Consider the following 23,883-nt stretch of genomic DNA (forward strand, 5'->3'; position numbering starts at 1 on the left):
TTTCAGCTTAGATTACAGATTTTCGGGAACGAAAGATAAAAGATTCGTTTCTGACAACAGAATTTGCCTGGCGGCGACAGCGCGGTGGTCCCACCTGACCCCATGCCGAACTCAGAAGTGAAACGCCGTAGCGCCGATGGTAGTGTGGGGTCTCCCCATGTGAGAGTAGGGAACTGCCAGGCATCAAATTAAGTAGTAAGCCGGTGCATAAATCCGGTGGTTACAGAAGTATTCGGTGGAGCGGTAGTTCAGTCGGTTAGAATACCTGCCTGTCACGCAGGGGGTCGCGGGTTCGAGTCCCGTCCGTTCCGCCACTTATTAAAAGCCCTGAGCATTTGCTCAGGGCTTTTTCTTTGCCTGCCGCTTTATTATTGCTTTTTTAGCAAAAATCCTCTGCGTTTAGCGCTCTTTTTCTCAATCCTCTCGTTGGTCATAATTACCCTCGTTAACCGATATAAATGAATAAAGAGGAAAATCATGACAATCCCAGCATTTGGTCTTGGGACCTTCCGTCTGAAAGATGACGTGGTTATTGCATCTGTAAAAACGGCGCTTGAGCTGGGCTATCGCACCATTGATACCGCGCAAGTCTATGATAATGAAGCTGCTGTGGGTCAGGCTATTGCTGAAAGCGGCGTTGCGCGCGATGATCTGTTCATCACCACCAAGATCTGGATTGAAAATCTCAGCAAAGACAAGCTGATCGCCAGCCTGAAAGAGAGCCTGCTGAAGCTGCGGACTGACTATGTCGACCTGACGTTAATCCACTGGCCGTCGCCAAACGATGCCGTTGCCGTCGAAGAGTTTATGGCCGCGCTGCTGGAAGCGAAAAAGCAGGGGCTGACCCGTCAGATTGGTATTTCTAACTTCACCATTCCGCTGATGGCGCGGGCAATTGCCGCCGTTGGCGCAGAGAATATTGCGACCAACCAGGTTGAACTCTCTCCGTACCTGCAGAACCGTAAAGTGGTTGATTGGGCGCGTGAACACGGTATTCATATCACCTCTTACATGACGCTGGCCTACGGTAAAGCGCTGAAAGATGAAGTGATTGCACGTATTGCGATGAAACATAATGCCACGCCGGCACAGGTTATCCTGGCCTGGGCAATGGGGGAAGGTTATGCGGTAATTCCGTCTTCGACTAAGCGCGAAAACCTGGCAAGCAATCTTAAAGCTCAGGATCTGCAGCTTGATGAAGACGATCGCCAGGCGATCGCCGCGCTGGATTGCAACGATCGTCTGGTTAGCCCGGACGGTCTGGCGCCTGAATGGGACTAATCTAATCCCCCTCTGTACTCTACAACCCTCTTACAGCTCCTTCGGGAGCTGTTTTACATGTTCGCTAAGAAAGTCGATAAAGGCTCTGATCCGCGTGCTTACGGCTCTGTCGCTGTAGTAAACCGCGCTAAACGGCATTTCAACCGGCAGCCGTTTATCAGCCAGCAGTTCGACAAACGCTCCTTCAGCAATTTCCTTATCCACCATATAGTCCGACAGACAGGCGATTCCGTTACCGGCCAGGCACAGCTGCTTGAGCGTTTCTCCGCTATTGGAAGATATCTCGCTTTCGATTTCCAGCAGCTGGCCATCGCAGCAGGAGACTGGCCAGGTATTCAATGAAACAGGTTCGCTAAAACCGAGGCATTGATGATTTTTTAGCTCAGCGACGCTTTGCGGCGTTCCATGGCGAGCAAGATAGTCCGGTGAAGCGATTATTTTGCGGTAGCTATTAAACAATGGCCTGGCGCGCAGGCTGGAATCGGTCAGCGTGCCGGCGCGGATCGCGACGTCAACTTTCCGCTCAATCAGATTGATAAAGGTTTCGGACGAGACCAGCGTAAGGCTCATCTCTGGATAACGCTCGCGGAAGGGTTTTATCAACGGCATCAGAAAATGCAGTATCACCGGCGTCGCGGCATCAACCCGTAATAGTCCTCTTGGCGTCGTACGACTCTCCAGAAGTTCATTTTCGGCAGCGGCCATCTCCTGAAGCACAACCTGCATGCGACGGAAATAACGCTCTCCTTCTTCGGTCAGGCTTAGCTGACGGGTCGTACGGTTAAGCAGGCTCACGCCGAGCTTTGATTCCAGCTTTTTCACCGCCCGGCTGACGGCGGAATTGGCCTGACCTAGCTGTTCCGCTGCGCGGCTAAAGCTGCCGCTCTCGACCACGGCGACAAAAATGGCGATTTCTTCTGAGGTAGCTCTCATTATTGCACCTGTGGCAAAATTCTATTGATACTTTGGCTATTTTTGTTATTAAAGCATCTCTTCATACTACGTGTCATCTTAATCATGTTGATACGGAGTACATTATGCCGCTGGCGCTACTTGCCTTAACTATCGGTGCCTTTGCTATTGGCACGACCGAATTTGTCATTGTGGGCCTGGTGCCCACCATTGCAGAACAACTCGCTATTTCGCTACCCTCTGCGGGGCTGTTGGTTTCTATCTACGCGCTCGGCGTGGCGATTGGCGCCCCGGTGCTCACCGCGCTGACCGGGCGTATGCCACGTAAGCAACTGCTGCTGGCGTTAATGGCGCTGTTTACCGCCGGTAACCTGCTGGCCTGGCAGGCGCCGGGTTATGAAACTCTGGTTCTGGCACGTCTGCTGACGGGACTGGCTCACGGGGTATTCTTTTCGATCGGATCGACAATTGCGACCAGCCTGGTCCCGAAAGAGAAAGCGGCTTCGGCGATTGCGATTATGTTTGGCGGTCTGACCGTTGCGCTGGTGACCGGCGTACCATTGGGCACCTTTATCGGCCAACACTTTGGCTGGCGCGAGACGTTCCTTGCCGTGTCGATCCTTGGCGTAATCGCGTTAATGAGCAGCCTTATCCTGGTGCCGAATAACATTCCCGGTCGTGTCAGCGCCGGTTTGCGCGCCCAGCTCCAGGTTCTGACTCATCCCCGTTTACTGATAATCTATGCCATTACGGCTTTGGGATATGGCGGCGTATTCACCGCTTTTACCTTCCTGGCGCCGATGATGCAGGATCTTGCCGGATTTAGCCCGGCGGCCGTTAGCTGGATCCTCCTGGGCTACGGTGTTTCTGTAGCGGTGGGCAACGTATGGGGCGGAAAGTTAGCAGATAAGCATGGCGCCGTGCCCGCGCTGAAGCTGATTTTTGCCGCCCTGGCTGCTTTACTGCTGATCTTTCAGCTTACGGCCAGCATTCAGTATGCGGCGCTGGCGACGGTACTGGTGATGGGCATCTTCGCATTCGGTAACGTTCCGGGTCTGCAGGTATACGTTGTGCAGAAAGCGGAGCAGTATACTCCAGGCGCGGTTGACGTTGCCTCAGGCCTGAATATTGCCGCCTTTAACATCGGGATTGCCTTAGGATCGGTGATTGGCGGGCAAACGGTAGAACATTATGGTCTGGATCAGACGCCCTGGATTGGCGCGCTGATAGTTCTGGTCGCGCTGTTGCTGGTGGTTCTTAGCGGCCGGCTCGATAAGCCTCAGCGCTGTGCTACGGTTCTTTCCGTAGAAGGATAAAGGTTTCTGGCAAATTGCATTGAAAGTGTATACAAAAATCCCTATAACAGAAGGACCAGCTGCAGTCTCGGGCTGGTTTCCTGTTATCGAGGTTTGATGCCTAAATTGCGAAAGAATACCTATGCCATGCGCTACGTCGCCGGACAACCCGCGGAGAGAATTTTACCTCCGGGGTCGTTTGCTGGCATGACTCCGGCTTTTCCGGCCGGGGTACCGTTAAGTTCGGATGAGAAAATCCGCGTGCTGGTGTGGAACATCTTCAAACAGCAGCGCGCAGAGTGGAAATCCGTGCTTAATAATTTCGGTAAAGATGCGCACCTGGTGTTATTACAGGAAGCGCAAACCACGCCTGAGTTAGTGAAATTCGCCACCTCCAATTATCTGGCCGCTGACCAGGTTCCGGCACTGGTACTTCCGCAGCATCCTTCCGGCGTGATGACGTTAGCTTCCGCCCATCCCATTTACTGCTGCCCACTGCGCGAGCGCGAGCCTATCCTGCGGCTGGCAAAGTCAGCGTTGGTTACCGTTTACCCGTTACCGGATACCCGGCTGCTGATGGTGGTGAATATCCACGCGGTCAACTTTAGTCTTGGCGTGGATGTTTACAGCAAGCAGCTGCTGCCGATTGGCGACCAGATTGCCCATCACAGCGGGCCGGTGATAATGGCGGGTGACTTTAACGCCTGGAGTCGTCCGCGAATGAACGCTTTGTATCGCTTTGCGCGTGAAATGTCGCTGCGCGAAGTCCGCTTCTCTGACGATCAGCGGCGCCGTACTTTTGGCCGCCCGCTTGATTTTGTGTTCTACCGGGGGTTAAGCGTGCACGATGCTTCCGTGCTGGTGACCCGCGCGTCCGACCACAACCCGCTACTAGTTGAATTCAGTCCCGGCAAGCCTGATTAATTAAGGTATGTCAGGCCTGCCATGGGGCAGGCCTGCGTATGCATGGTGCTGCCTTTATTACTCAAAAAACCGAAGGACAATGCAATGACAACACGCTCTCATCATGACAACGTCGAAAAACAGTTTGGCTCACAGGCCAGCGCCTACCTGAGCAGTGCCGTACACGCTTCAGGGCGCGATCTGCAGCGCCTGGCCGAACGGCTGGCGGACTTCCCTCAGGCCCATGTGCTGGATATGGGATGCGGTGCCGGACACGCCAGCTTTGCGGCGGCAGGACAGGTTGCCCTGGTAACGGCATATGATTTATCCAGCCAGATGCTGGAGGTGGTGGCTCAGGCCGCAAGGGATAAAGGTTTTGCTAACATTGTCACGCAGCAGGGCTATGCCGAATCTTTGCCTTTCGCTGATGCCAGCTTTGATGTCGCGATCAGCCGTTATTCTGCGCATCACTGGCATGATGTCGGCCAGGCATTGCGTGAAGTGAAGCGGGTGCTGAAACCGGGCGGAGTGATGATTATTATGGATGTGATGTCTCCCGGCCATCCTGTTCGCGACGTCTGGCTGCAGACGGTTGAGGCGCTGCGCGATACCTCCCATGTTCGCAACTACTCCAGCGGCGAATGGCTGACAATGGCGAGTGAGGCCGGTTTGGTGATAAATCATCTGCTGACCGATCGCCTGCCTCTGGAGTTCAGCTCCTGGGTCGCGCGGATGCGGACGCCAGCGGCGCTGACGGAAGCGATTCGTTTATACCAGGAGAGCGCATCGGCGGAGGTCAAAGCCTATTTTGCATTGCAGCAGGATGGTTCTTTCACCAGCGATACGATTATGTTTGAGGCCCATAAGGCCATCTAACGGAGAGATAAAACAAAAGGCACCGCATGGGTGCCTTTTTTAATGCCTGCTGAATCATCAGGATTCTGGTCTGTCGCTGTTTTTCACAAACAGCGTCAGCTGATCGCCGGGCTTCAGGTTGCCGGTATCGCTGTTCCAGCGCATCACATCGCGAATGTTCACGCCATGGCGTTTCGCAATGCTCGACAAAGAGTCGCCCTTACGCACGCGATAGGTAATGCTATCGCTATTGTTTGCCAGACGTTCAGCGCTGCTGCCCGCGCCAATCACCAGATTCTGACCGACTTTCAGGTTAGAACCGCGAATACCGTTCCACTGCTGCAGATCTTTCGTTGATACGCCGAGACGCGATGCAATACCGGAGATGGTGTCACCGGAGCGCACCTCGTAGCTGCGGCTGGTCAACGGCTTGTTATCCGTCAGCAGCGTCGGCTGCACGGCGGCAATATCACCGGAGGCCAAAGACTCGCGCAGCTGCGCCGCATGCTTCTGCGGTACCAGTACGTAATTCGGCCCGTTCGCGCCCAGAGTCGACCCCTTAACGCCTGCATTGAACGTTTTCAGCTTGCTGACGGGCATTCCTGCCATATCCGCTAGCTGTGAAATCTCAACCGGACTGTCGAGACGTACACGCGCCAGGGCACGGCTTTCGTCTGCTGTCGGCAGCCTTACGCCATACCGCTTGCTGTTCTTGAGAATATCGCTCAGGGCCAGCATTTTTGGTACGTATATTTTGGTTTCTTGTGGTAATGACAGCGACCAGAAATCGGTGGGTTTACCCCGCGATTTGTTCGCTTTGATAGCCTTCATTACCCGACCTTCGCCGCTGTTATAGGCAGCGACGGTTAACAACCAGTCGCCGTCGAACATTTTGTTCAGACGTTGCATCATGTTTAACGCCGCCGTGGTTGAGGCAACGATGTCACGACGCGCATCGTAACTGCGGGTCTGTTTCAAACCATAATTGCGCCCGGTGCTCGGAATGATCTGCCAAATGCCTGCGGCATTGGCGCCAGACGTTGCGTGCGGGTCAAAAGCGCTCTCCACTATGGGTAGTAATACCAGTTCCATTGGCATGTTACGTTTCTTAACTTGCCCGGCTATCCAGTACATATACGGCTCTGCCCGTAAAGTTACATCGTGGAGATAGCTCTTATTTCTTAAGTACTTCTGTTTTTGTTCGCGAATCCGGACGTTTTCCGGAATTCCCATCTTTAGCTCGTCGCCTATTGAAGTCCACAGATCCTGGTCTTGCGCGTAGAAGGTTCCATCATCTAACCAGCGCGCTCGACTTGTGAACTTGCTTGCTTCCCCTTGACTCGCTGCAGAAAGGCTCTGTGCGTGCTGTTGTACGGTGCCATCGTTCTTAGACGCCTGGCACCCCACCAGCAGGACAGAGGCGAGTAAAATCGCTCGTGCCTTCATGTGTGTGTCAATAGTTGCTTAAAAGACGAGCAAGGATAACGGTGAAGTCGTCTGAAGACAAGAATTAAATATCAGAAGTCGTCTTTCTTTGACCTTAACCAGGCAAATCGCTGAATAGAGTGTTGCAAATTTGTTTCTTTGTCTATTTCTTTAATTAAATCATCATCATCCGTTCGAAGAAATAAATTAATAAGACGCTCATTTTTCAGAGTTACGGGGAGTGTTTTTTGGTTTTTTGCACGTAACTCATTAACTTTGCGGTAGTAATCGTTTATCTCCCTATCATGGGGGAGGATGCTCATTGCAAACTTCATGTTTGCTAAAGTGTACTCATGTGCGCAACATATTAATGTTTCATCAGGAAGGGCGCTAATCTTCTTAAATGATTGATACATCTGCTCTGCGGTCCCTTCGAATAGTCTGCCGCAGCCGCCGGAAAACATTGTATCGCCACAAAATAGATAAGGTGTGCTGTAGAAACAGATGTGTCCTAAAGTGTGACCTGGCGTGGCAAAAATAGAAAATTCGCGGCCCAAAACGGTGAGGCTATCTCCGTCCTTCACGACGTGGGTTGCGCCCTTATCCTGGGTTTCTGCCGGCCCGTAAACCACCAGGTTCGGAAATTTTTCCCGCAGTTGTTTAACGCCGCCAACGTGGTCGCGGTGGTGATGCGTCAACAAGATAGCTTCCGGCTGCCAGCGGTTTTGTTCGACGGCGGCGAGCACGGGCGCGGCTTCTCCGGGATCGACTATCAGGCAGCGCCCGCTATCTTCACTAAGAACCCAGATGTAGTTGTCCTGAAATGCGGGAATACTGATAAGATTCATAAATTACCTCTAATGCGTAGCGGAAGGTTGCGATGAAGCCGGCAAGGATACCTCATACAGTTACAGCGCCAGAGCACTGGTCCAGCATGCCGTGGGGCGAATACTACCGCGAATCGCTGGAACGGCAGATGAAACCGTGGCTCGCTAAATTATATGGCTTTCATTTACTTAAGATTGGCAATCTGAGCGCGGAAATCAATACCGAAGCCTGCGCGATTTCCCATCAGGTGAATGTCTCTTTGCAGGGGAATCCTGTGCAGGTAAAGGCCGATCCGCTGCATTTGCCTTTTGCCGAAAAGTCGGTAGATGCCTGCCTGCTGGCGCATACCTTACCGTGGTGCAGCGATCCGCATCGACTGCTGCGGGAGGCGGACCGGGTGCTGATTGACGATGGCTGGATAATTTTAACCAGTTTTAATCCTGTAAGCCTGATGGGGTTACGTAAACTGGTGCCGGTGTTACGCAATAAGCCCCCCTATAACAGCCGCATGTTCACCTTAACGCGTCAGATGGACTGGCTGGGGTTGCTGAATTTTGAAGTTATGCACTACGGGGGCTATCAGGTCCTTCCCTGGTCGCGCCACGGGGGAAAAATGCTCAGCACGCATCTACCGGCGTTGGGATGTCTGCAGCTTATTGTTGCCCGTAAACGCACTATCCCATTGACGCTAAACCCGATGAAATCGGGCAAAGCAAAAAAACGAATACCGCAGGCGGTAGGCGCCACGCGTCAGTGGCGCAAGGGGCAGAATTAACTTTCTGCCTGATAACCGATGTCGTCCCGGGTTGGGTTAGATGCCGCCGCGCGCGCCAGTTCGTCGCAACGTTCGTTTTCCGGATGTCCGGCATGGCCTTTAACCCATTCCCATTTTATCTTGTGTTGACCCAGCGCGGCATCCAGGCGCTGCCAGAGATCGACATTTTTTACCGGTTTCTTGTCGGCCGTTTTCCAGCCGCGTTTTTTCCAGTTGTGGATCCACTGCGTAATCCCCTGACGCACATACTGGCTGTCGGTACTGAGGATCACTTCACAATGTTCTTTCAGCGCTTCCAGGGCGACGATGGCGGCCATCATCTCCATGCGGTTGTTCGTTGTAAGGTTAAAGCCTTCGCTAAAAGTTTTTTCCTTCCCGCGATAGCGTAAAATCGCACCGTAGCCGCCAGGACCTGGGTTTCCCAGGCAAGAACCATCGGTGAAAATTTCTACCTGTTTGAGCATCTCTGGTAGACTTCCTGTAATTGAAATCGATACGTAAAACGGTAAGTCTGACATAAATGACCGCTATGAGCACTGCAATTACGCGACAGATCGTTCTCGATACCGAAACCACCGGTATGAATCAGATTGGTGCGCACTATGAAGGGCACAAGATAATTGAAATCGGTGCGGTGGAGGTGATCAACCGCCGCCTGACCGGAAACAACTTCCACGTCTATTTAAAGCCGGACCGGCTGGTGGATCCTGAAGCGTTTGGCGTCCACGGTATTGCGGACGAATTCCTGATGGATAAGCCCGCGTTTGGTGATGTGGTCGATGAGTTTCTCGACTATATCCGCGGCGCGGAGCTGGTCATCCATAACGCATCGTTCGATATCGGCTTTATGGACTATGAATTTGCTAAGCTGAATCGCGGCATTCCGAAGACGGATACTTTTTGTAAGGTGACCGATAGTCTGGCCCTGGCGCGTAAAATGTTCCCGGGCAAGCGTAATAGCCTTGATGCCCTCTGTTCACGTTATGAAATAGACAACAGCAAGCGAACGCTGCACGGGGCGTTGCTCGATGCCCAGATTCTGGCCGACGTTTATCTGATGATGACCGGTGGCCAGACGACGATGGCTTTCTCAATGGAAGGGGAAGGGCAGCAGCAGGCCGGAGAAATGGGCATTCAACGCGTTGTGCGCGCCGCCAGCAAATTACGGGTGGTTTACGCCTCTGATGAAGAGCTGATGAACCACGAGTCGCGGCTCGATCTGGTGCAAAAGAAAGGCGGAAGCTGCCTGTGGCGGGCCTGATTTACCCGTAAACGCGCTAAAAATAGTCTGTTGGGTGATTTTTGCAGCAAGCGATTCAAAAATGAAGAAAAAGCGTTGACGGAGTAGAGGGGAATCCGTAATATTCGCCTCGTTCCCAAGGGAACAGTAAGTGGAGCGGTAGTTCAGTCGGTTAGAATACCTGCCTGTCACGCAGGGGGTCGCGGGTTCGAGTCCCGTCCGTTCCGCCACTATTCAGAAAGCCTGAATCAGCAATGATTCAGGCTTTCGTCGTTTTAGCCTGCAGAACACATTCTCTTCCCTGTCTTCGCCAGCCATCCGTCGCGCCGGGCTGACAACGTTTGCCCGCGAGCCTGGCGTTAACAGCATTCATATTCTTGTTCCGCGCTGCGGGCGTTTACCTGTAGGGACCTGGGGCGAGTTGGCGGGATAGCGCTGGTTTGAGACATAAAAAGGGAGCCAGGGCTTCCCTGCCAGGCTGGCTTTAGTTGAGCGTGAAGGGGTCAGCGTCCTGCCAGGCCGGAAACTTCTCGCGATACTCTTTTAGCGACGTCAGCGAAAGCTCAGCATCCAGGCGAGTCGCCTGATGCGGTTCCGCCGTCGCGATAATCTCACCCTGCGGCGTGATTATCCGACTATCGCCCCGATAGTGGTGGCCGTTACCATCGGTGCCGACGCGGTTGCAGCCAGCAACGTAGGCCTGGTTTTCAATTGCTCTGGCGACCAGCAGCGACTGCCAGTGCATTGAGCGCGGGGCGGGCCAGTTGGCAACATACAGCGCTAAATCGTAGTCGTTATGGTTGCGTGACCACACGGGGAAGCGCAGGTCGTAGCATACCAGCGGCAGAATTCTCCAGCCGCGCCAGGCAAAAATGACCCGCTCGTTACCCGCTGCGTAATGATGATGTTCATCCGCCATGCGAAACAGGTGGCGTTTGTCATAGAAATGGATTTTACCGCCGGGCTCAACCAGCAAGAAGCGGTTAACCGGACCGCGGTCCGTTTGCAGCGCGGCGCTACCGGCAATCAGCGCGTTGGTTTGGTCGGCTTTAGCCTCCATCCAGGCTACCACTTCCTCTTGCGACAGCGACTGCTTTGCTGCTTCCATCGCGAAACCGGTGGTGAACATTTCTGGTAAAACAATGAGGTCACGCCCGGTAATCCCTTCCAGTTGACGATCGAAATGGCGCAGGTTGGCGGGACCGTCCATCCACACCAGCGGTTGTTGTAAAAGGGTAATTTTCAGTCCGGGCACGGTGGTGAACTCCAGTATGATGAGAGGAATTATAATGACTTTAACACCATATCAGCCGATGGACGGCTCAGGGAATATTTTGTAAAAGAATGACAGCCCTGGAAATACCTTCCGCTGAATTGTCAGAAAAAAAGAGAGGCGGGGAAGTCCCCGCCTCGATCGTGATGGGTTTATTTTTTCGTTTTTAAGCCGCTTCGATCTTGCGCACTTTCTCCGGTAGCTTTACCGGGCGGGTCGCCAGTTCATCTGGGGCGAAATCGTCGACGTTAATGCTGCGCAGCCGGCTGGTTTCCGCACGGACCAGAATGTCCGCCTCGTCCTGATTGATTAACCCTTTTGCCAGCGCGTTGCGGGCCAGTTCATCAAGACGCGTAAACGACAGATTCTTGCCCAGCTCTTTGCACAGGCGCTGGTGGATAGGGTCTGCTGCCATAACATCAAGCAGCGCTTCTTCCAGCAGGCCAACCGGATTATGCTCGCTCGGCGTCAGATACTGACCGCGGCCGATACGCGAACGCGTCGCGCTCGGAACCTGCAGGATTTTTGCTACTTTATGATCCAGCTTGTCTGAAGGCGCCAGGTAATGACGTCCGGTCGGGAAGATTGCCACGCGAAGCGCCCCAGCGACCAGACGATTCGGGAAGTTCACCAACAGATCGTCAATCGCCTGCTCGGCCTGATACAGCGCATCCTGCACCCCCCAGTGAACCAGCGGTAAGTCCGCTTCGTTACGCCCCTCATCGTCATAGCGTTTCAGGACCGCCGACGCCAGGTAGAGCTGGCTCAGCACATCGCCCAGACGCGCAGAAATTCTTTCACGACGCTTCAGACTACCGCCCAGTACCGCCATTGAGACATCGGACAGCAGAGCCAGGTTGGCGCTCAGTCGGTTCATATGTTGATAGTAGCGACGAGTGGCATCGCGGGTCGGCGAGCTGCTGGTGAGACCACGGGTCAGGCCCAGCCAGAAACTGCGTACCTTATTGCTGCCCACGTGCCCGATGTGTTTAAACAGCAGCTTATCGAAAGCGTTAACGTCGTTATTCTGCGCGGCCGCCATTTCATCCAGTACGTACGGATGGCAGCGAATCGCACCCTGGCCGAAGATCATCATGCTGCGGGTCAGAATATTCGCCCCTTCAACGGTGATGGCGATCGGCGCGCCCTGATAGGCCCGCGCCAGGAAGTTTCCGGTACCGAGCATAATGCCCTTACCGCCGGTAATATCCATTGCGTCAATAATGGAACGCTGACCACGGTGAGTACAGTGATACTTCACAATTGCCGACAGTACGGCTGGTTTTTCGCCAAGCATAATACCGTAGGTAATCAGCGAGGCAGCGGCATCCATTACATAGGCGTTGCCTGCGATACGCGCCAGCGGTTCTTCGATCCCTTCCATTTTACCGATAGAGATTTTGAACTGGCGGCGAATGTGCGCGTAGGCGCCTGTAGCCATGGCGACGGATTTCAGGCCGCCGGTAGCATTTGACGGCAGGGTGATGCCGCGTCCCACGGATAAACACTCAACCAGCATCCGCCAGCCCTGGCCGGCCATCGCCGGGCCGCCAATAATGTAATCGATAGGAACGAAAATATCTTTCCCCTGGGTCGGGCCGTTCTGGAACGGAACGTTCAGCGGGAAATGGCGACGCCCGATTTCAACGCCGGGGGTGCTGGTGGGGATGAGCGCGCAGGTGATGCCCAGCTCCTCTTCTCCACCCAGCAGGCGGTCTGGATCGGAGAGTTTAAACGCCAGCCCCAGTACGGTGGCGATAGGCGCAAGTGTGATATAGCGTTTGTTCCAGGTCAGGCGCATACCCAGCACCTGCTGGCCCTGCCATTCGCCCATGCAGACGACGCCGGTATCCGGAATGGCGCCGGCATCTGAACCCGCTTCCGGGCTGGTCAGCGCGAAGCACGGGATCTCCTGGCCGCGAGCCAGGCGCGGCAAATAGTGGTTTTTCTGTTCTTCTGTACCGTAATGCTGCAGCAGCTCGCCCGGGCCTAATGAGTTCGGCACGCCGACGGTAATCGCCAGGATCCCGGAGACGCCCGATAGCTTTTGCAGGACGCGAGCCTGCGCGTAGGCGGAGAATTCCAGCCCGCCGTACTCTTTCTTAATGATCATCGCGAAGAAGCGATGCTCTTTCAGATAGGCCCACAGCTCCGGCGGCAGATCGGCCATCTCGTGGGTAATTTCGAAGTCGTTCGCCATACGGCAGGCTTCTTCGACCGGACCGTCAATAAAGGCTTGTTCTTCAGCGGTGAGGCGCGGCTGCGGATAGTTATGCAGTTTCTGCCAGTCGGGGTTGCCGCGGAACAGATCGCCTTCCCACCAGGTTGTGCCAGCGTCAATCGCTTCTTTCTCGGTGCGCGACATCGGCGGCATGACCTTACGGAAAGCGCGGAACGCCGGGACTGAAATCATGGATTTACGCATCGGCGCAAGGTTAAACGGCAGTAAAACGATCGCCAGCGGAATCAGCAGCCAGATATTCCAGAGCCCCGCAGCGCCGAGCGCGGCGGTCCAGACAAGCAAAATCGCGCTGCTCAGCAGCAGATTGATTCGGTGATAGAAGAGCGCACCGAGTAAAACAACGGTTGCAACAATACTCAAAATCATCATAGAGAAATGCTCCCTGTCTTGTAGGAGGTCTGACCACTTGTGATGATATGGTTGTAGTGGATGTAATTTGTTTTAGCAATGTGTTTACAAAATAATTACAACCTTGCTCACATTGTTGTACGGAAATGCGGCACATAAAATCAAAAGCACAGGGGATTGCATTGCGTGCTGCTTCTCGCTGCGTCGGCTATCCGGTAAACTGCCTGGGTTATCCCACAAATACTGAAGGATTATCCTCATGTACCAGGATCTTATTCGTAACGAACTGAATGAAGCCGCTGAAACGCTGGCTAACTTTCTGCAGGACGAAGCCAACATTCACGCGATTCAGCGCGCTGCGGTGCTGCTGGCGGATAGCTTTAAAGCTGGCGGCAAAGTCCTTTCCTGCGGTAACGGCGGTTCGCACTGCGATGCGATGCATTTTGCGGAAGAACTGACCGGGCGCTATCGTGAAAATCGCCCTGGCTATCCGGCCATTGCGATTTCAGACGTGAGCCATCTCTCTTGCGTCAGCAATGATTTCGGATATGAATATGTTTTCTCTCGCTATGTAGAATCAGTGGGGCGTGCAGGCGACGTATTACTGGGGATCTCCACTTCAGGTAACTCAGGTAATGTTATCAAAGCGATTGAAGCCGCCCGCGCCCAGGGGATGAAAGTGATTACTCTGACCGGGAAAGATGGCGGTAAAATGGCGGGGTCAGCGGATGTAGAAATTCGCGTACCGCATTTTGGCTACGCCGACCGTATTCAGGAAATCCATATTAAAGTGATTCATATCCTGATTATGCTGATCGAAAAAGAGATGGTTAAAGCTTAAAAGGCTATTTTGTTAGCCATTTTGAACCCGGGCAGTGCTCAGACAAAACTCACCGAGTTTTGAACGCCCTTCAGGGCGGCCCGAAGGGGGAGCGTAGCGAATCATCCTCACGTACATGAAGTACGCGCCGGTTTCTGCGCGCTGGCCGTGTCCAAACTGGCTGCACCAATAACGCCTTTTATGTTTCAGTAAGTGGTATGAGGTGATCTATGTGTGAATTGCTCGGGATGAGCGCGAATGTGCCCACAGATATTTGCTTCAGTTTCACCGGGCTGGTGCAGCGCGGTGGCGGAACCGGGCCACATAAAGACGGCTGGGGCATTACGTTTTATGAAGGTAAGGGCTGTCGCACATTTAAAGATCCGCAGCCTAGCTTCCAGTCGCCCATAGCAAAGCTGGTGCAGGAATATCCTATCAAGTCCTGCTCGGTCATCGCCCATATTCGCCAGGCCAACCGAGGTATCGTTGCGCTGGAAAACACTCACCCCTTTACCCGGGAGCTATGGGGGCGCAACTGGACCTACGCCCATAACGGTCAACTGGAGGGGTATGAGAGCCTCGAGACGGGAAGTCTGCATCCTATCGGGGAGACCGACAGCGAAAAGGCCTTCTGCTGGCTGCTGCACAGCATCACCGAGCGCTATCCGGAAATGCCGGGCGATATGGTTGAGGTATTCAGATTTATCGCCACGCTTGCCGGAGCGCTGCGTGAAAAAGGCGTGTTTAACATGCTGCTCTCCGATGGGCGCTACGTGATGGCGTTTTGCTCGACGAATTTATACTGGATTACGCGAAGGGCGCCGTTTGGCGTAGCGACGCTGCTGGATCAGGATGTAGAAATTGACTTTCAACGCGAGACCACACCGAATGATGTGGTCTCCGTTATCGCCACTCAACCGCTTACCGGCAACGAAACCTGGAATAAAATTATGCCAGGCGAGTGGGCGTTATTTTGCCTCGGGGACCGAGTAGTTTGACGCGAGCTGCGGTTGCACAACTTCGTGGCTGAGCGGTTTGCTCACCACGTAGCGGCCATTGGCTACCGAAACCACCGGCGGCTTATGCGTTTGCCGGAAGTAGTCGTACCCGGGTTTCAGCTGCTGCCAGAAATCCGCGAAGTAGGAAAATTTGTGACGCGCCATGTTGGCGTCGGTCATGCGGAAAGGATAAATGCTCACCTGAACGTTGGGCTGGCCGAAGACTAACGCGCCGGTGACGAACTGGAAGATTTCATCAATGCCGGTATCGGTCATGGCGTAACAGCCAACGGATACGCAGGCACCGTGAATCATCAGATACTTTCCTTCATAGCCATGCGCGCGATCGTAAGCGTTCGGGAATCCGATATTGATCGCCTTGTAGAAACGGCTGTCGGGTTTTAGCTGATTGCGGGAAACGTTATAGAAACCTTCGGGGCTCTTGAAATCGCCCTGGCGCTGCTTTGGACCTAGCCCGCCGGAGTAGTTACAGATCCGGTAGCTGTCGAGAAGTTGCCAGGTTTCGCCCATCTTGACGTAAAGATCGAGCATGCGCTCTTCTTTGAAGATCTCAATGTAGACCGGCGAACCCATGAGCTGCTGCTTATACTCTTTGCTCATCGGCGTTGTCGAGCTGTTACTGCTAAGTAGCCCTGCGAATGAAACGCACGGCAACAGAAGCATCGCAATAAATAATGCGATTTTGCGCATACTACTTGTTCCTTGATAAAACAAATAACCACATTGCCAGGACGGCAAGAGAGACCCGAAATCAGAGTTTTCTGGTTTTAGAGCGCTCACATTAGCATCACGGCATTTTTTCGCAAGCACGATGTGCCACGTTTACGTTTTAGTTTTCCGTTATAGCGAATATTCAGGTAAAGCGCAGTCAGAACTTTGCGTAATAGCTCGCATTTTAGAACGACTTAATGGCAGTTTGTCTACAGGCGCTGCTCACGAAATGTTACACTTGCTCCGCTAAATGCTCAGGGTAAGAAAGGATGCTTCTCTCCCGTCTTGTGAATTATCAGGACTACGATGTTCCTTTCTTCCTCTTATTTTCCATTAATTATGCTGGCCTCGGCCTGATGCCGGGGTTTACGTAACGGATACCTGCTAACGATATGATTAAAATCACGAAAGGGCTGAATTTGCCCATAGCTGGCATGCCATCACAGCAGATTTCTTCGAAGACTGCGGTCAAGCGCGTTGCGCTGTTGGGTGAAGAGTACATCGGTATGCGCCCCTCGATGGCGGTGCGTGAAGGAGACCGGGTACAAAAAGGTCAGCTTCTGTTCGAAGATAAAAGAAATCCTGGCGTGCGATTTACTGCCCCTGCGAGTGGAACCATCAGCGCCATTCATCGCGGCGAACGGCGGGTACTGCAATCGGTCGTTATTGACGTAGATGGCGATGATGCCGTTCATTTTCCCCGCTATGAATTAGCCGATCTTGCTGCGTTGACGCGCGAGGCCGTGCAGCAGCAGCTGGTGGAGTCGGGGATGTGGACGGCGTTTCGCACCCGCCCTTTCAGCAAAATACCTGCGCCGGGCAGCGTTCCAGCGGCCATATTTGTCACCGCCATAGATACGAATCCACTGGCGGCAGACCCTCAGCCAATCATTCTGGCCCAGCGCGAGGCTTTTGACGCGGGCTTAACCCTGTTGACGCGGTTGACCGACGGTAAGGTCCACGTCTGCCAGGCCAGCGGTGGCAAGCTTGGCGGGCATCCCGTGGGCCAGGTGACCTTCAACCAGTTTGCCGGGCCGCATCCGGCCGGGCTGGTCGGGACCCATATCCATTTTCTCGAGCCGGTTAGCCTGAAAAAGCAGGTCTGGCATCTTAACTATCAGGACGTTATCGCCGTTGGCAAATTGTTCCTGGAAGGGGAGTTGTCTAGCGAACGTATCGTTGCGCTCGGCGGCCCGCAGGTGAAAGAGCCTCGTTTATTAAAGACCTGCTCTGGCGCCAGCCTTGATGAACTGCTGGCAGATGAACTTCTGGATGATGAAAACCGCGTTATTTCTGGTTCAGTCCTCAGCGGAACGCACGCTCAAGGGCCCCATGCTTTTCTTGGCCGCTTTCATTTACAGATAAGCGTCGTAAAAGAGGGGCGTGAGAAAGAGCTGTTCGGCTGGGTAATGCCGGGGAAAGATAAATTTTCCATCACCCGCACCACGCTCGGCCATTTTATGAAGCGTAAGCTATTTAATTTCTCGACGGATACCAACGGCGGCGAGCGGGCTATGGTGCCGATTGGCAACTATGAGCGAGTGATGCCGCTGGATATTCTGCCCACCATGCTGCTGCGTGATTTGCTGGCGGGGGATACCGACAGCGCGCAGGCGCTGGGCTGTCTGGAACTGGATGAAGAAGACCTGGCGCTTTGCACCTACGTATGTCCCGGCAAGTACGAATATGGCCCGGCATTGCGCAGCGTGTTAACCCAGATAGAGCAGGAAGGATAAGTGATGGGCTTAAAGCAACTGTTTGACAAAATTGAGCCGCACTTTACGCACGGCGGCAAGCTGGAAAAATACTATCCGCTGTTTGAAGCGACGGCGACGCTGTTCTACACCCCCGGGCAGGTCACGCGCGGCGCGGCGCACGTCAGAGACGCCATCGATCTCAAGCGGATGATGATTCTGGTGTGGTTCGCCGTTTTCCCGGCGATGTTCTGGGGAATGTATAACGTTGGCCTGCAGACCATTCCTGCACTGCATAAATTATACGGCGCTGAGCAGCTGCAGCAGGTTATCGCCGGGAACTGGCACTACAGCATCGCGCAGTGGTTGGGAGTGAACTTCACCGCTGACGCCGGTTGGCTCAGTATGATGACCCTGGGGGCGGTATTTTTCCTGCCTATCTACATCACCGTGTTTCTTGTCGGCGGGTTCTGGGAAGTCTTGTTTGCTATCGTGCGCAAGCACGAAATAAACGAAGGCTTCTTCGTGACGTCAATTCTGTTCGCGCTGATTGTGCCGCCATCGCTGCCGCTATGGCAGGCCGCGTTCGGGATCACCTTCGGCGTCGTCATGGCCAAGGAGATTTTTGGCGGAACCGGGCGTAACTTTCTCAACCCGGCCCTGGCGGGGCGCGCGTTTTTATTCTTTGCCTGGCCGGCGCAAATTTCCGGCGACCTGGTGTGGACTGCGGCGGATGGTTTCTCCGGCGCGACGCCGTTATCACAGTGGGCAAGCGGCGGCGGTGAATCGCTGGTTAACGTCTCTACCGGTCAGCCGGTAAGCTGGATGGACGCCTTCCTCGGCAATATCCCGGGGTCGATTGGCGAAGTCTCGACGCTGATGATTCTCATCGGCGGCGCCATCATCATTTTTGGTCGCGTGGCCTCGTGGCGCATTGTCGCAGGGGTTTTCATCGGCATGGTGGCCACCGCGACGCTGTTTAACTTTATAGGCTCTGATACCAACCCGATGTTTGCCATGCCGTGGTACTGGCATCTGGTGCTCGGCGGTTTTGCCTTCGGCATGATGTTTATGGCGACGGACCCGGTTTCCGCGTCGTTTACGGATAAAGGTAAATGGAGCTACGGCCTGCTGATCGGCGTGATGTGCGTCCTGATTCGCGTGGTCAACCCGGCCTATCCGGAAGGGATGATGCTGGCGATCCTCTTCGCCAACCTCTTCGCGCCGCTGTTTGATTACCTGGTGGTGCGGGCCAATATTAAGCGGAGGAAATCGCGTGGCTGAGAATAAAAGTAACGATAGCATCGGCAAAACGCTGCTGGTGGTGCTGGTGCTTTGTCTGGTCTGCTCAATTGTGGTCGCCGGTTCTGCCGTGGGGCTAAAATCACGCCAGCAGGAGCAGCGCGCTCTCGATAAACAGCGCAATATCCTGGCGGTTGCCGGTCTGATGAAGCAGGGAATGAGCGCAGATGAAGTGGCTGACATTTTTAAGGCCCATATCTCTCCGCGTTTAGTCGATTTAGCCAGCGGTGAGCTGCTGGATAAAGATCCGGGCAAGTTTAATCAGGCTCAGGCCCTGAAAGACCCTCAGCAGAGCCTACAGCTGGAGGCGAGCCAGGATCCTGCCGGTATCAAACGCCGCAGTAATATTGCCGAAATTTACCTGGTGCGCGATGAAAAGCAGCAGATTCAGGAAGTGGTACTGCCAATTTACGGTAACGGCCTGTGGTCGGTGATGTACGCTTTTGTTGCGCTGGAAACCGATGGCCGCACGGTCAAAGGGATCACCTATTACGATCACGGTGAAACGCCGGGGCTGGGCGGAGAAATTGAAAACCCCAACTGGCGCCAGCAGTTCGTCGGTAAACAGGTGCTTGATGATAAAGGGATGCCTGCGCTGAGGATCGTCAAAGGCGGCGCGCGTCCTGGCGACCTGCACGCCGTTGATGGCCTGTCGGGCGCAACGCTGACGTCAAACGGCGTGCAGCATAGCTTTGATTTCTGGATGGGCAAACTGGGCTTTGGCCCATTCCTGCAAAAGGTGCGAGAAGGGGAGCTGAATAATGGCTGATTTGGGCGACATGAAAGAAATGAAGCGTGTGCTGGTGGGGCCGCTTATCGCTAATAACCCTATCACTCTGCAGGTACTGGGCGTCTGCTCCGCGCTGGCGGTGACCACCAAGCTGGAGACCGCTTTTGTAATGACCATTGCGGTGACGCTGGTTACGGCATTCTCCAGCATGTTTATCTCCTTGATTCGCCACCACATTCCGAATAGCGTGCGCATCATTGTACAGATGGCGATTATCGCTTCGTTGGTTATCGTCGTCGATCAGGTGCTACGCGCGTTTGCCTATGAGATCTCGAAACAGCTTTCGGTTTTCGTCGGTTTGATCATCACTAACTGTATCGTGATGGGGCGCGCCGAAGCCTATGCCATGAAGTCGCCGCCGTTGGCGAGCTTTATGGACGGTATTGGCAACGGTCTGGGATACGGGGCGATCCTAATCATCGTCGGTTTCCTGAGAGAGCTGATCGGCAGTGGTAAGCTATTCGGTATTACCGTGCTGGAAACGGTGCAGAACGGCGGCTGGTACCAGCCAAATGGTCTGTTTCTTCTGGCGCCCAGTGCGTTCTTCATTATCGGTTTGTTGATTTGGGCGGTGCGCAGCTGGAAGCCTGAACAGCAGGAAAAGGAGTAACCGATTATGGCTCATTATATTAGCCTGTTTGTTCGCGCCGTGTTTGTTGAAAATATGGCGCTGGCCTTCTTTCTTGGGATGTGTACTTTCCTCGCGGTATCGAAAAAGGTCTCGACCGCTTTCGGACTCGGCGTGGCGGTAACGGTCGTACTTGGGCTGGCGGTGCCGATCAATAATCTGGTGTATAACCTGGTGCTGCGCGACGGTGCGCTGGTTGAAGGCGTCGACTTAAGCTTTCTGAACTTTATTACCTTTATTGGCGTGATTGCCGCGCTGGTGCAAATCCTGGAGATGATCCTCGATAAGTACTTCCCGACGCTCTATAACGCGCTGGGGATCTTCCTGCCGCTGATCGCCGTCAACTGTGCGATCTTTGGCGGCGTCTCCTTCATGGTGCAGCGTGACTATAACTTCACCGAATCCATCGTTTACGGCTTTGGCTCCGGCATCGGCTGGCTGCTGGCAATTGTGGCGATGGCGGGCATTCGTGAAAAAATGAAATACGCAAACGTGCCTGCGGGTCTGCGCGGGTTAGGGATCACCTTTATTACCACGGGTCTGATGGCGCTGGGCTTTATGTCATTCTCCGGTGTGCAGCTATAAGGGCGGAAAGTATGGAAATAATTCTTGGCGTAGTGATGTTCACGCTGATCGTCCTGGTACTATCGGGGCTGATACTGGCCGCGCGTTCGAAATTAGTGAATGCGGGCGACGTGGTCATTGAAATCAATAACGAAGCGGATAAACAAATTCGTACTCCGGCCGGCGACAAGCTGCTGAATACGCTCTCCAGCAACGGTATCTTCGTTTCATCCGCCTGCGGCGGCGGCGGCTCCTGCGGCCAGTGCCGGGTGACGGTGAAAGAGGGCGGCGGTGATATTCTGCCTACCGAACTGTCTCATATCACCAAGCGTGAGGCGAGAGAGGGCTGCCGTCTGGCCTGCCAGGTCGCGGTGAAGCAGAACATGAAAATTGAGCTGCCGGAGGAGATTTTTGGCGTTAAGAAGTGGGAGTGTGAAGTTATCTCGAACGATAACAAAGCCACTTTTATTAAGGAGCTGAAGCTGCGCGTGCCGGACGGTGACGCGGTTCCGTTCCGGGCCGGCGGGTATATTCAGATCGAATGCCCCTCGCACAAGGTTGCCTATGCCGACTTTGACGTTCCGGACGAGTATCGCGGCGACTGGGATAAATTTAACCTTTTCCGCTACGTCTCTGACGTGAAAGAGCCAACGCTACGCGCCTACTCCATGGCTAACTATCCGGAAGAGAAGGGTATCATCATGCTCAACGTGCGTATCGCAACGCCGCCGCCGCAGGTACCTGATGCGCCTCCGGGGATTATGTCCTCCTATATCTGGTCGCTGAAGCCGGGCGATAAAGTGACGATTTCCGGGCCGTTTGGGGAATTTTTTGCCAAAGAAACGGACGCTGAGATGGTCTTTATCGGCGGCGGAGCGGGGATGGCGCCGATGCGCTCGCATATTTTCGACCAGCTTAAGCGGCTGCACAGCAAACGTAAAATCAGCTTCTGGTACGGTGCGCGCTCTCTGCGAGAAATGTTCTATGATGACGAATTCGAGCAGCTGGCGCGGGAAAACCCGAATTTTACCTTCCACGTGGCGCTCTCCGATCCGCAGCCGGAAGATAACTGGACCGGCCATACCGGCTTTATTCATAACGTTCTGTATGAAAACTATCTGCGCGATCATCCGGCGCCGGAAGATTGTGAATTCTACATGTGCGGGCCGCCGGTGATGAACGCCGCGGTCATTAAAATGCTTAAAGATCTCGGCGTTGAGGATGAAAACATCATGCTGGACGATTTTGGAGGCTGATGATGCTGACGGTATTTGTCGCGACCTTCGTGATTTTCGCGCTGGTTATCCTGGGAATGTCGCTTGGTTATCTGATCAAGCGCAAAAGTATTCAGGGCAGCTGCGGCGGGATCTCATCGCTGGGTATGGAAAAGGTCTGCGACTGCCCTGAGCCCTGCGATGCGCGCAAAAAACGCCTGGCTCGCGAAGCACAGCGCAAGCAGGATCGCATCCTATAATCAGCAGGCCGCACCGTGCGGCCTTTTTTGATTTACCAGGTTTTCGCTTTCGCTGGCGAGTCTACCATCACGCCGTCGGCGCCAAGCTCGCTTGCGGTACGAAAATCATCGGCACTATTAATGCCGAAGAAGACAATATGGGCTTTGCCCTGTGAGCGGAAACAATCCATAGCTTCTTTATCCCAGGTGAGCGTGGCTGGCGATACGCCTTCGCCCAGCGTGAACTTCTCCACTATTTCTACCTTGCGTTTCAGCTCCAGACCGTACCAGTATTCATTGCCCGACGCCGTGGTTGGCTGGCACTGGTGGCTAAGTGAAATATTAGCCAGCTTCGTTCGCGTTTCGCCCCGGCTGACGAAATGGGGGATAGATGCTGGCAGCGCCGCGATATAGCGGTCTTCCGTTGAATACACCCGTACGCGCGAGAGGCTATTGGTCTTTTGCAGTACTTCGCTAAGACGCGCCGCCATGATGGCCGGATCTGCATCAGGCGATTTGATATCGATGTAAAAGAAGGTCTGCGGCCACTGTTCCAGTACCGATTGCAGCGTTGGAATGGTTGCGTTTTTACCGCGCCAGGGGTGAGTTTCACCGCCCCATGTCCATCCCGCGTCCATACGGGTCAGCTCGGCAGCGCTGAAGCTTGAGATTTTCCCCGTATGGTCAGTCAGCGCGGAGAGATCGTTCGGGCGATATAAGACCGGAACGCCATCCTGACTTAATTGTACCGTTATCCAAATCGCCTCGGCCTTATTCTCCAGCGCAAGTTTTATCGCCGGAAGGGTATTTTCCGGCGCATCGCCGGTGCCTCCCCGATGCGCAATGAGCTGCGGCGCGGCGCAGGCGCTGCTGGCAATAAGCAAACCAAGCGCAGTAAGTATTGATTTCATGATTGCATTCACCTTATATGCTCATATAACTATATGAAAAGTAACTTATATTTGTTGCATTTTTATGTTGTGGCACGTTTTTCAGGATAGTGGATTTAAAAAGATTAAATGTCGCCGTATTTTGCTATACTGTATGTATGTGGGTCTTCCCCGATCATGGTGGGAAGGCTCAGAACGCCATATTCAGCTTCCCATAGTGGAACATCACTCCCAGCTTAAAGCGCTCCCGGTTTCGGTATCCCCTCGCTTTTATCCTCAACAGCCTGATCTTGCTGTTTAGTGCTTCCGCATTTCCGTTTGATACACCGTGGCGCATGGCGTTCAGGATGCCGTACAGCCTTTTCCCTATCGTTTTGGCCGCGTTCTTCATCATGGGGACATCACTGTTAGCCGCCAGCGCCAGCCATCTCTGCCAGTCATCGCGTCTTTCCTCGCTCCATGACCTGTTCCAGATATCCTTTGCCAGCTCTTTCAGCGCCCAGCACTGGCTTGTCAACTTCATCTGTGCACGCAGCCATATCAGCTTTTCCTGCCTGGATTCGGTCATCCACTTATCGCTGTACTGCCACAGGAAGCGGGTTCCCTTTGCCTGACGACGACTTTCAACAGGGAGG

Annotated in this window: 24 protein-coding genes, 2 tRNA genes and 1 rRNA gene; 18 read left to right on the plus strand and 9 right to left on the minus strand. The window is 54.0% G+C overall.

Annotated features, from left to right (window positions below):
* The first annotated feature begins 66 nt into the window (after positions 1 to 66).
* The 3 genes from rrf to dkgB all read left to right on the plus strand — a co-directional run bounded on the left by rrf (position 67) and on the right by dkgB (position 1,281).
* Positions 67 to 182: ribosomal RNA gene (gene rrf / locus HMPREF1144_RS21510) — 5S ribosomal RNA — on the plus strand.
* 55 nt (positions 183 to 237) lie between these two features.
* Positions 238 to 314 (plus strand) — tRNA-Asp (locus HMPREF1144_RS21515).
* Positions 315 to 477: 163 nt separating this feature from the next.
* Positions 478 to 1,281 carry a 2,5-didehydrogluconate reductase DkgB gene (dkgB, locus tag HMPREF1144_RS21520; protein ID WP_009653931.1) on the plus strand — a complete coding sequence of 268 codons (804 nt, stop codon included), beginning with the start codon at positions 478 to 480 and terminating at the stop codon, positions 1,279 to 1,281.
* Between the two features lie 30 nt (positions 1,282 to 1,311).
* On the opposite strand, the gene yafC is transcribed toward dkgB, so the two are convergent.
* On the minus strand, positions 1,312 to 2,214 hold the full coding sequence (yafC, locus tag HMPREF1144_RS21525) for a DNA-binding transcriptional regulator YafC (RefSeq protein WP_004847906.1): 903 nt from the start codon (positions 2,212 to 2,214) through the stop codon (positions 1,312 to 1,314).
* Between the two features lie 104 nt (positions 2,215 to 2,318).
* Here yafC and HMPREF1144_RS21530 point away from each other — a divergent pair, with 104 nt between their 5' ends.
* The 3 genes from HMPREF1144_RS21530 to HMPREF1144_RS21540 all read left to right on the plus strand — a co-directional run bounded on the left by HMPREF1144_RS21530 (position 2,319) and on the right by HMPREF1144_RS21540 (position 5,267).
* Entirely contained in the window at positions 2,319 to 3,509 is a 1,191-nt protein-coding gene (locus tag HMPREF1144_RS21530) for an MFS transporter (protein WP_004847907.1), read from the plus strand.
* A gap of 105 nt (positions 3,510 to 3,614) precedes the next feature.
* A complete protein-coding gene (locus HMPREF1144_RS21535) occupies positions 3,615 to 4,412 on the plus strand; it encodes an endonuclease/exonuclease/phosphatase family protein (RefSeq protein WP_025108464.1) in 798 nt (265 codons plus the stop codon).
* Positions 4,413 to 4,496: 84 nt separating this feature from the next.
* Entirely contained in the window at positions 4,497 to 5,267 is a 771-nt protein-coding gene (locus HMPREF1144_RS21540) for a class I SAM-dependent methyltransferase (RefSeq protein ID WP_042928227.1), read from the plus strand.
* Positions 5,268 to 5,324: 57 nt separating this feature from the next.
* Here the strand turns inward: HMPREF1144_RS21540 and mltD are convergent, their stop codons facing one another.
* The gene (gene mltD / locus HMPREF1144_RS21545) at positions 5,325 to 6,692 is read right to left on the minus strand and encodes a murein transglycosylase D (RefSeq protein WP_042928224.1); all 1,368 of its coding nucleotides are present in this window, start codon (positions 6,690 to 6,692) and stop codon (positions 5,325 to 5,327) included.
* 71 nt (positions 6,693 to 6,763) lie between these two features.
* The gene (gloB, locus tag HMPREF1144_RS21550) at positions 6,764 to 7,519 is read right to left on the minus strand and encodes a hydroxyacylglutathione hydrolase (RefSeq protein WP_004847911.1); all 756 of its coding nucleotides are present in this window, start codon (positions 7,517 to 7,519) and stop codon (positions 6,764 to 6,766) included.
* 32 nt (positions 7,520 to 7,551) lie between these two features.
* Here gloB and HMPREF1144_RS21555 point away from each other — a divergent pair, with 32 nt between their 5' ends.
* Positions 7,552 to 8,274, plus strand: a complete 723-nt coding sequence (locus HMPREF1144_RS21555; RefSeq protein ID WP_004847912.1) for a class I SAM-dependent methyltransferase — start codon at positions 7,552 to 7,554, stop codon at positions 8,272 to 8,274.
* On the opposite strand, the gene rnhA is transcribed toward HMPREF1144_RS21555, so the two are convergent.
* Positions 8,271 to 8,738 carry a ribonuclease HI gene (gene rnhA / locus HMPREF1144_RS21560; RefSeq protein ID WP_004129160.1) on the minus strand — a complete coding sequence of 156 codons (468 nt, stop codon included), beginning with the start codon at positions 8,736 to 8,738 and terminating at the stop codon, positions 8,271 to 8,273. The genes HMPREF1144_RS21555 and rnhA overlap by 4 nt on opposite strands.
* Positions 8,739 to 8,803: 65 nt before the next feature.
* Here rnhA and dnaQ point away from each other — a divergent pair, with 65 nt between their 5' ends.
* Positions 8,804 to 9,535 carry a DNA polymerase III subunit epsilon gene (gene dnaQ / locus HMPREF1144_RS21565; protein ID WP_025108466.1) on the plus strand — a complete coding sequence of 244 codons (732 nt, stop codon included), beginning with the start codon at positions 8,804 to 8,806 and terminating at the stop codon, positions 9,533 to 9,535.
* A gap of 132 nt (positions 9,536 to 9,667) precedes the next feature.
* A tRNA-Asp gene (locus HMPREF1144_RS21570) sits at positions 9,668 to 9,744 on the plus strand.
* Between the two features lie 254 nt (positions 9,745 to 9,998).
* Here HMPREF1144_RS21570 and HMPREF1144_RS21575 read toward each other — a convergent pair.
* The gene (locus HMPREF1144_RS21575; protein ID WP_004847915.1) at positions 9,999 to 10,769 is read right to left on the minus strand and encodes an amidohydrolase; all 771 of its coding nucleotides are present in this window, start codon (positions 10,767 to 10,769) and stop codon (positions 9,999 to 10,001) included.
* 184 nt (positions 10,770 to 10,953) lie between these two features.
* A complete protein-coding gene (gene fadE / locus HMPREF1144_RS21580) occupies positions 10,954 to 13,398 on the minus strand; it encodes an acyl-CoA dehydrogenase FadE (protein WP_004847916.1) in 2,445 nt (814 codons plus the stop codon).
* A gap of 238 nt (positions 13,399 to 13,636) precedes the next feature.
* On the opposite strand from fadE, the gene lpcA reads away from it, so the two are divergent.
* Both lpcA and HMPREF1144_RS21590 read left to right on the plus strand, forming a co-directional pair.
* Positions 13,637 to 14,218 (plus strand): D-sedoheptulose 7-phosphate isomerase, encoded by a 582-nt coding sequence (lpcA, locus tag HMPREF1144_RS21585; protein ID WP_004099149.1) that lies wholly within the window; start codon positions 13,637 to 13,639, stop codon positions 14,216 to 14,218.
* A gap of 209 nt (positions 14,219 to 14,427) precedes the next feature.
* The gene (locus HMPREF1144_RS21590; protein WP_004847917.1) at positions 14,428 to 15,195 is read left to right on the plus strand and encodes a class II glutamine amidotransferase; all 768 of its coding nucleotides are present in this window, start codon (positions 14,428 to 14,430) and stop codon (positions 15,193 to 15,195) included.
* Here the strand turns inward: HMPREF1144_RS21590 and dpaA are convergent.
* On the minus strand, positions 15,166 to 15,906 hold the full coding sequence (dpaA, locus tag HMPREF1144_RS21595; protein ID WP_004847918.1) for a peptidoglycan meso-diaminopimelic acid protein amidase: 741 nt from the start codon (positions 15,904 to 15,906) through the stop codon (positions 15,166 to 15,168). The two genes, HMPREF1144_RS21590 and dpaA, sit on opposite strands and share 30 nt — an antisense overlap.
* 413 nt (positions 15,907 to 16,319) lie before the next feature.
* Between dpaA and HMPREF1144_RS21600 the strand changes: the two genes are divergently transcribed.
* From HMPREF1144_RS21600 to nqrM, 7 genes are read left to right on the plus strand one after another with little or no spacing between them, the layout of a single operon-like run.
* Positions 16,320 to 17,663, plus strand: a complete 1,344-nt coding sequence (locus tag HMPREF1144_RS21600) for a Na(+)-translocating NADH-quinone reductase subunit A (protein ID WP_004847919.1) — start codon at positions 16,320 to 16,322, stop codon at positions 17,661 to 17,663.
* A 3-nt stretch (positions 17,664 to 17,666) separates the two neighbouring features.
* Complete coding sequence (locus HMPREF1144_RS21605) at positions 17,667 to 18,905, plus strand: NADH:ubiquinone reductase (Na(+)-transporting) subunit B (protein ID WP_004847922.1); 1,239 nt, start codon at positions 17,667 to 17,669, stop codon at positions 18,903 to 18,905.
* Positions 18,898 to 19,692: a Na(+)-translocating NADH-quinone reductase subunit C gene (locus HMPREF1144_RS21610; protein WP_004847924.1), complete on the plus strand. Its 795-nt coding sequence runs from the start codon at positions 18,898 to 18,900 to the stop codon at positions 19,690 to 19,692. Before HMPREF1144_RS21605 ends, HMPREF1144_RS21610 begins: the two co-directional genes overlap by 8 nt.
* Positions 19,685 to 20,323 (plus strand): NADH:ubiquinone reductase (Na(+)-transporting) subunit D, encoded by a 639-nt coding sequence (locus HMPREF1144_RS21615; protein WP_009653935.1) that lies wholly within the window; start codon positions 19,685 to 19,687, stop codon positions 20,321 to 20,323. The genes HMPREF1144_RS21610 and HMPREF1144_RS21615 overlap by 8 nt, the downstream gene beginning before the upstream one ends.
* 6 nt (positions 20,324 to 20,329) lie before the next feature.
* The gene (gene nqrE, locus HMPREF1144_RS21620) at positions 20,330 to 20,926 is read left to right on the plus strand and encodes an NADH:ubiquinone reductase (Na(+)-transporting) subunit E (protein WP_004847929.1); all 597 of its coding nucleotides are present in this window, start codon (positions 20,330 to 20,332) and stop codon (positions 20,924 to 20,926) included.
* An 11-nt stretch (positions 20,927 to 20,937) separates the two neighbouring features.
* A complete protein-coding gene (nqrF, locus tag HMPREF1144_RS21625; protein ID WP_004847931.1) occupies positions 20,938 to 22,161 on the plus strand; it encodes an NADH:ubiquinone reductase (Na(+)-transporting) subunit F in 1,224 nt (407 codons plus the stop codon).
* Positions 22,162 to 22,163: 2 nt separating this feature from the next.
* The gene (gene nqrM, locus HMPREF1144_RS21630; RefSeq protein ID WP_004847934.1) at positions 22,164 to 22,379 is read left to right on the plus strand and encodes a (Na+)-NQR maturation NqrM; all 216 of its coding nucleotides are present in this window, start codon (positions 22,164 to 22,166) and stop codon (positions 22,377 to 22,379) included.
* Between the two features lie 32 nt (positions 22,380 to 22,411).
* Here nqrM and HMPREF1144_RS21635 read toward each other — a convergent pair whose 3' ends face one another.
* A complete protein-coding gene (locus tag HMPREF1144_RS21635; RefSeq protein ID WP_004847936.1) occupies positions 22,412 to 23,269 on the minus strand; it encodes a glycerophosphodiester phosphodiesterase family protein in 858 nt (285 codons plus the stop codon).
* Positions 23,270 to 23,438: 169 nt separating this feature from the next.
* The coding region (locus tag HMPREF1144_RS21640) for an ISL3 family transposase (RefSeq protein WP_009653930.1) at positions 23,439 to 23,883 on the minus strand (445 nt) is incomplete at its 5' end.

This window comes from Klebsiella sp. OBRC7, assembly GCF_000293135.1.
Lineage (GTDB): Bacteria > Pseudomonadota > Gammaproteobacteria > Enterobacterales > Enterobacteriaceae > Klebsiella > Klebsiella michiganensis.

Coding starts and splice junctions, on each gene's coding strand:
- dkgB (WP_009653931.1), top strand. CDS start 478: ATGACAATCCCAGCATTTGGTCTTGGGACCTTCCGTCTGAAAGATGAC.
- yafC (WP_004847906.1), bottom strand. CDS start 2,214: ATGAGAGCTACCTCAGAAGAAATCGCCATTTTTGTCGCCGTGGTCGAG.
- HMPREF1144_RS21530 (WP_004847907.1), top strand. CDS start 2,319: ATGCCGCTGGCGCTACTTGCCTTAACTATCGGTGCCTTTGCTATTGGC.
- HMPREF1144_RS21540 (WP_042928227.1), top strand. CDS start 4,497: ATGACAACACGCTCTCATCATGACAACGTCGAAAAACAGTTTGGCTCA.
- mltD (WP_042928224.1), bottom strand. CDS start 6,692: ATGAAGGCACGAGCGATTTTACTCGCCTCTGTCCTGCTGGTGGGGTGC.
- gloB (WP_004847911.1), bottom strand. CDS start 7,519: ATGAATCTTATCAGTATTCCCGCATTTCAGGACAACTACATCTGGGTT.
- HMPREF1144_RS21555 (WP_004847912.1), top strand. CDS start 7,552: ATGAAGCCGGCAAGGATACCTCATACAGTTACAGCGCCAGAGCACTGG.
- rnhA (WP_004129160.1), bottom strand. CDS start 8,738: ATGCTCAAACAGGTAGAAATTTTCACCGATGGTTCTTGCCTGGGAAAC.
- dnaQ (WP_025108466.1), top strand. CDS start 8,804: ATGAGCACTGCAATTACGCGACAGATCGTTCTCGATACCGAAACCACC.
- fadE (WP_004847916.1), bottom strand. CDS start 13,398: ATGATGATTTTGAGTATTGTTGCAACCGTTGTTTTACTCGGTGCGCTC.
- lpcA (WP_004099149.1), top strand. CDS start 13,637: ATGTACCAGGATCTTATTCGTAACGAACTGAATGAAGCCGCTGAAACG.
- HMPREF1144_RS21590 (WP_004847917.1), top strand. CDS start 14,428: ATGTGTGAATTGCTCGGGATGAGCGCGAATGTGCCCACAGATATTTGC.
- dpaA (WP_004847918.1), bottom strand. CDS start 15,906: ATGCGCAAAATCGCATTATTTATTGCGATGCTTCTGTTGCCGTGCGTT.
- HMPREF1144_RS21600 (WP_004847919.1), top strand. CDS start 16,320: ATGATTAAAATCACGAAAGGGCTGAATTTGCCCATAGCTGGCATGCCA.
- HMPREF1144_RS21605 (WP_004847922.1), top strand. CDS start 17,667: ATGGGCTTAAAGCAACTGTTTGACAAAATTGAGCCGCACTTTACGCAC.
- HMPREF1144_RS21615 (WP_009653935.1), top strand. CDS start 19,685: ATGGCTGATTTGGGCGACATGAAAGAAATGAAGCGTGTGCTGGTGGGG.
- nqrE (WP_004847929.1), top strand. CDS start 20,330: ATGGCTCATTATATTAGCCTGTTTGTTCGCGCCGTGTTTGTTGAAAAT.
- nqrF (WP_004847931.1), top strand. CDS start 20,938: ATGGAAATAATTCTTGGCGTAGTGATGTTCACGCTGATCGTCCTGGTA.
- nqrM (WP_004847934.1), top strand. CDS start 22,164: ATGCTGACGGTATTTGTCGCGACCTTCGTGATTTTCGCGCTGGTTATC.
- HMPREF1144_RS21635 (WP_004847936.1), bottom strand. CDS start 23,269: ATGAAATCAATACTTACTGCGCTTGGTTTGCTTATTGCCAGCAGCGCC.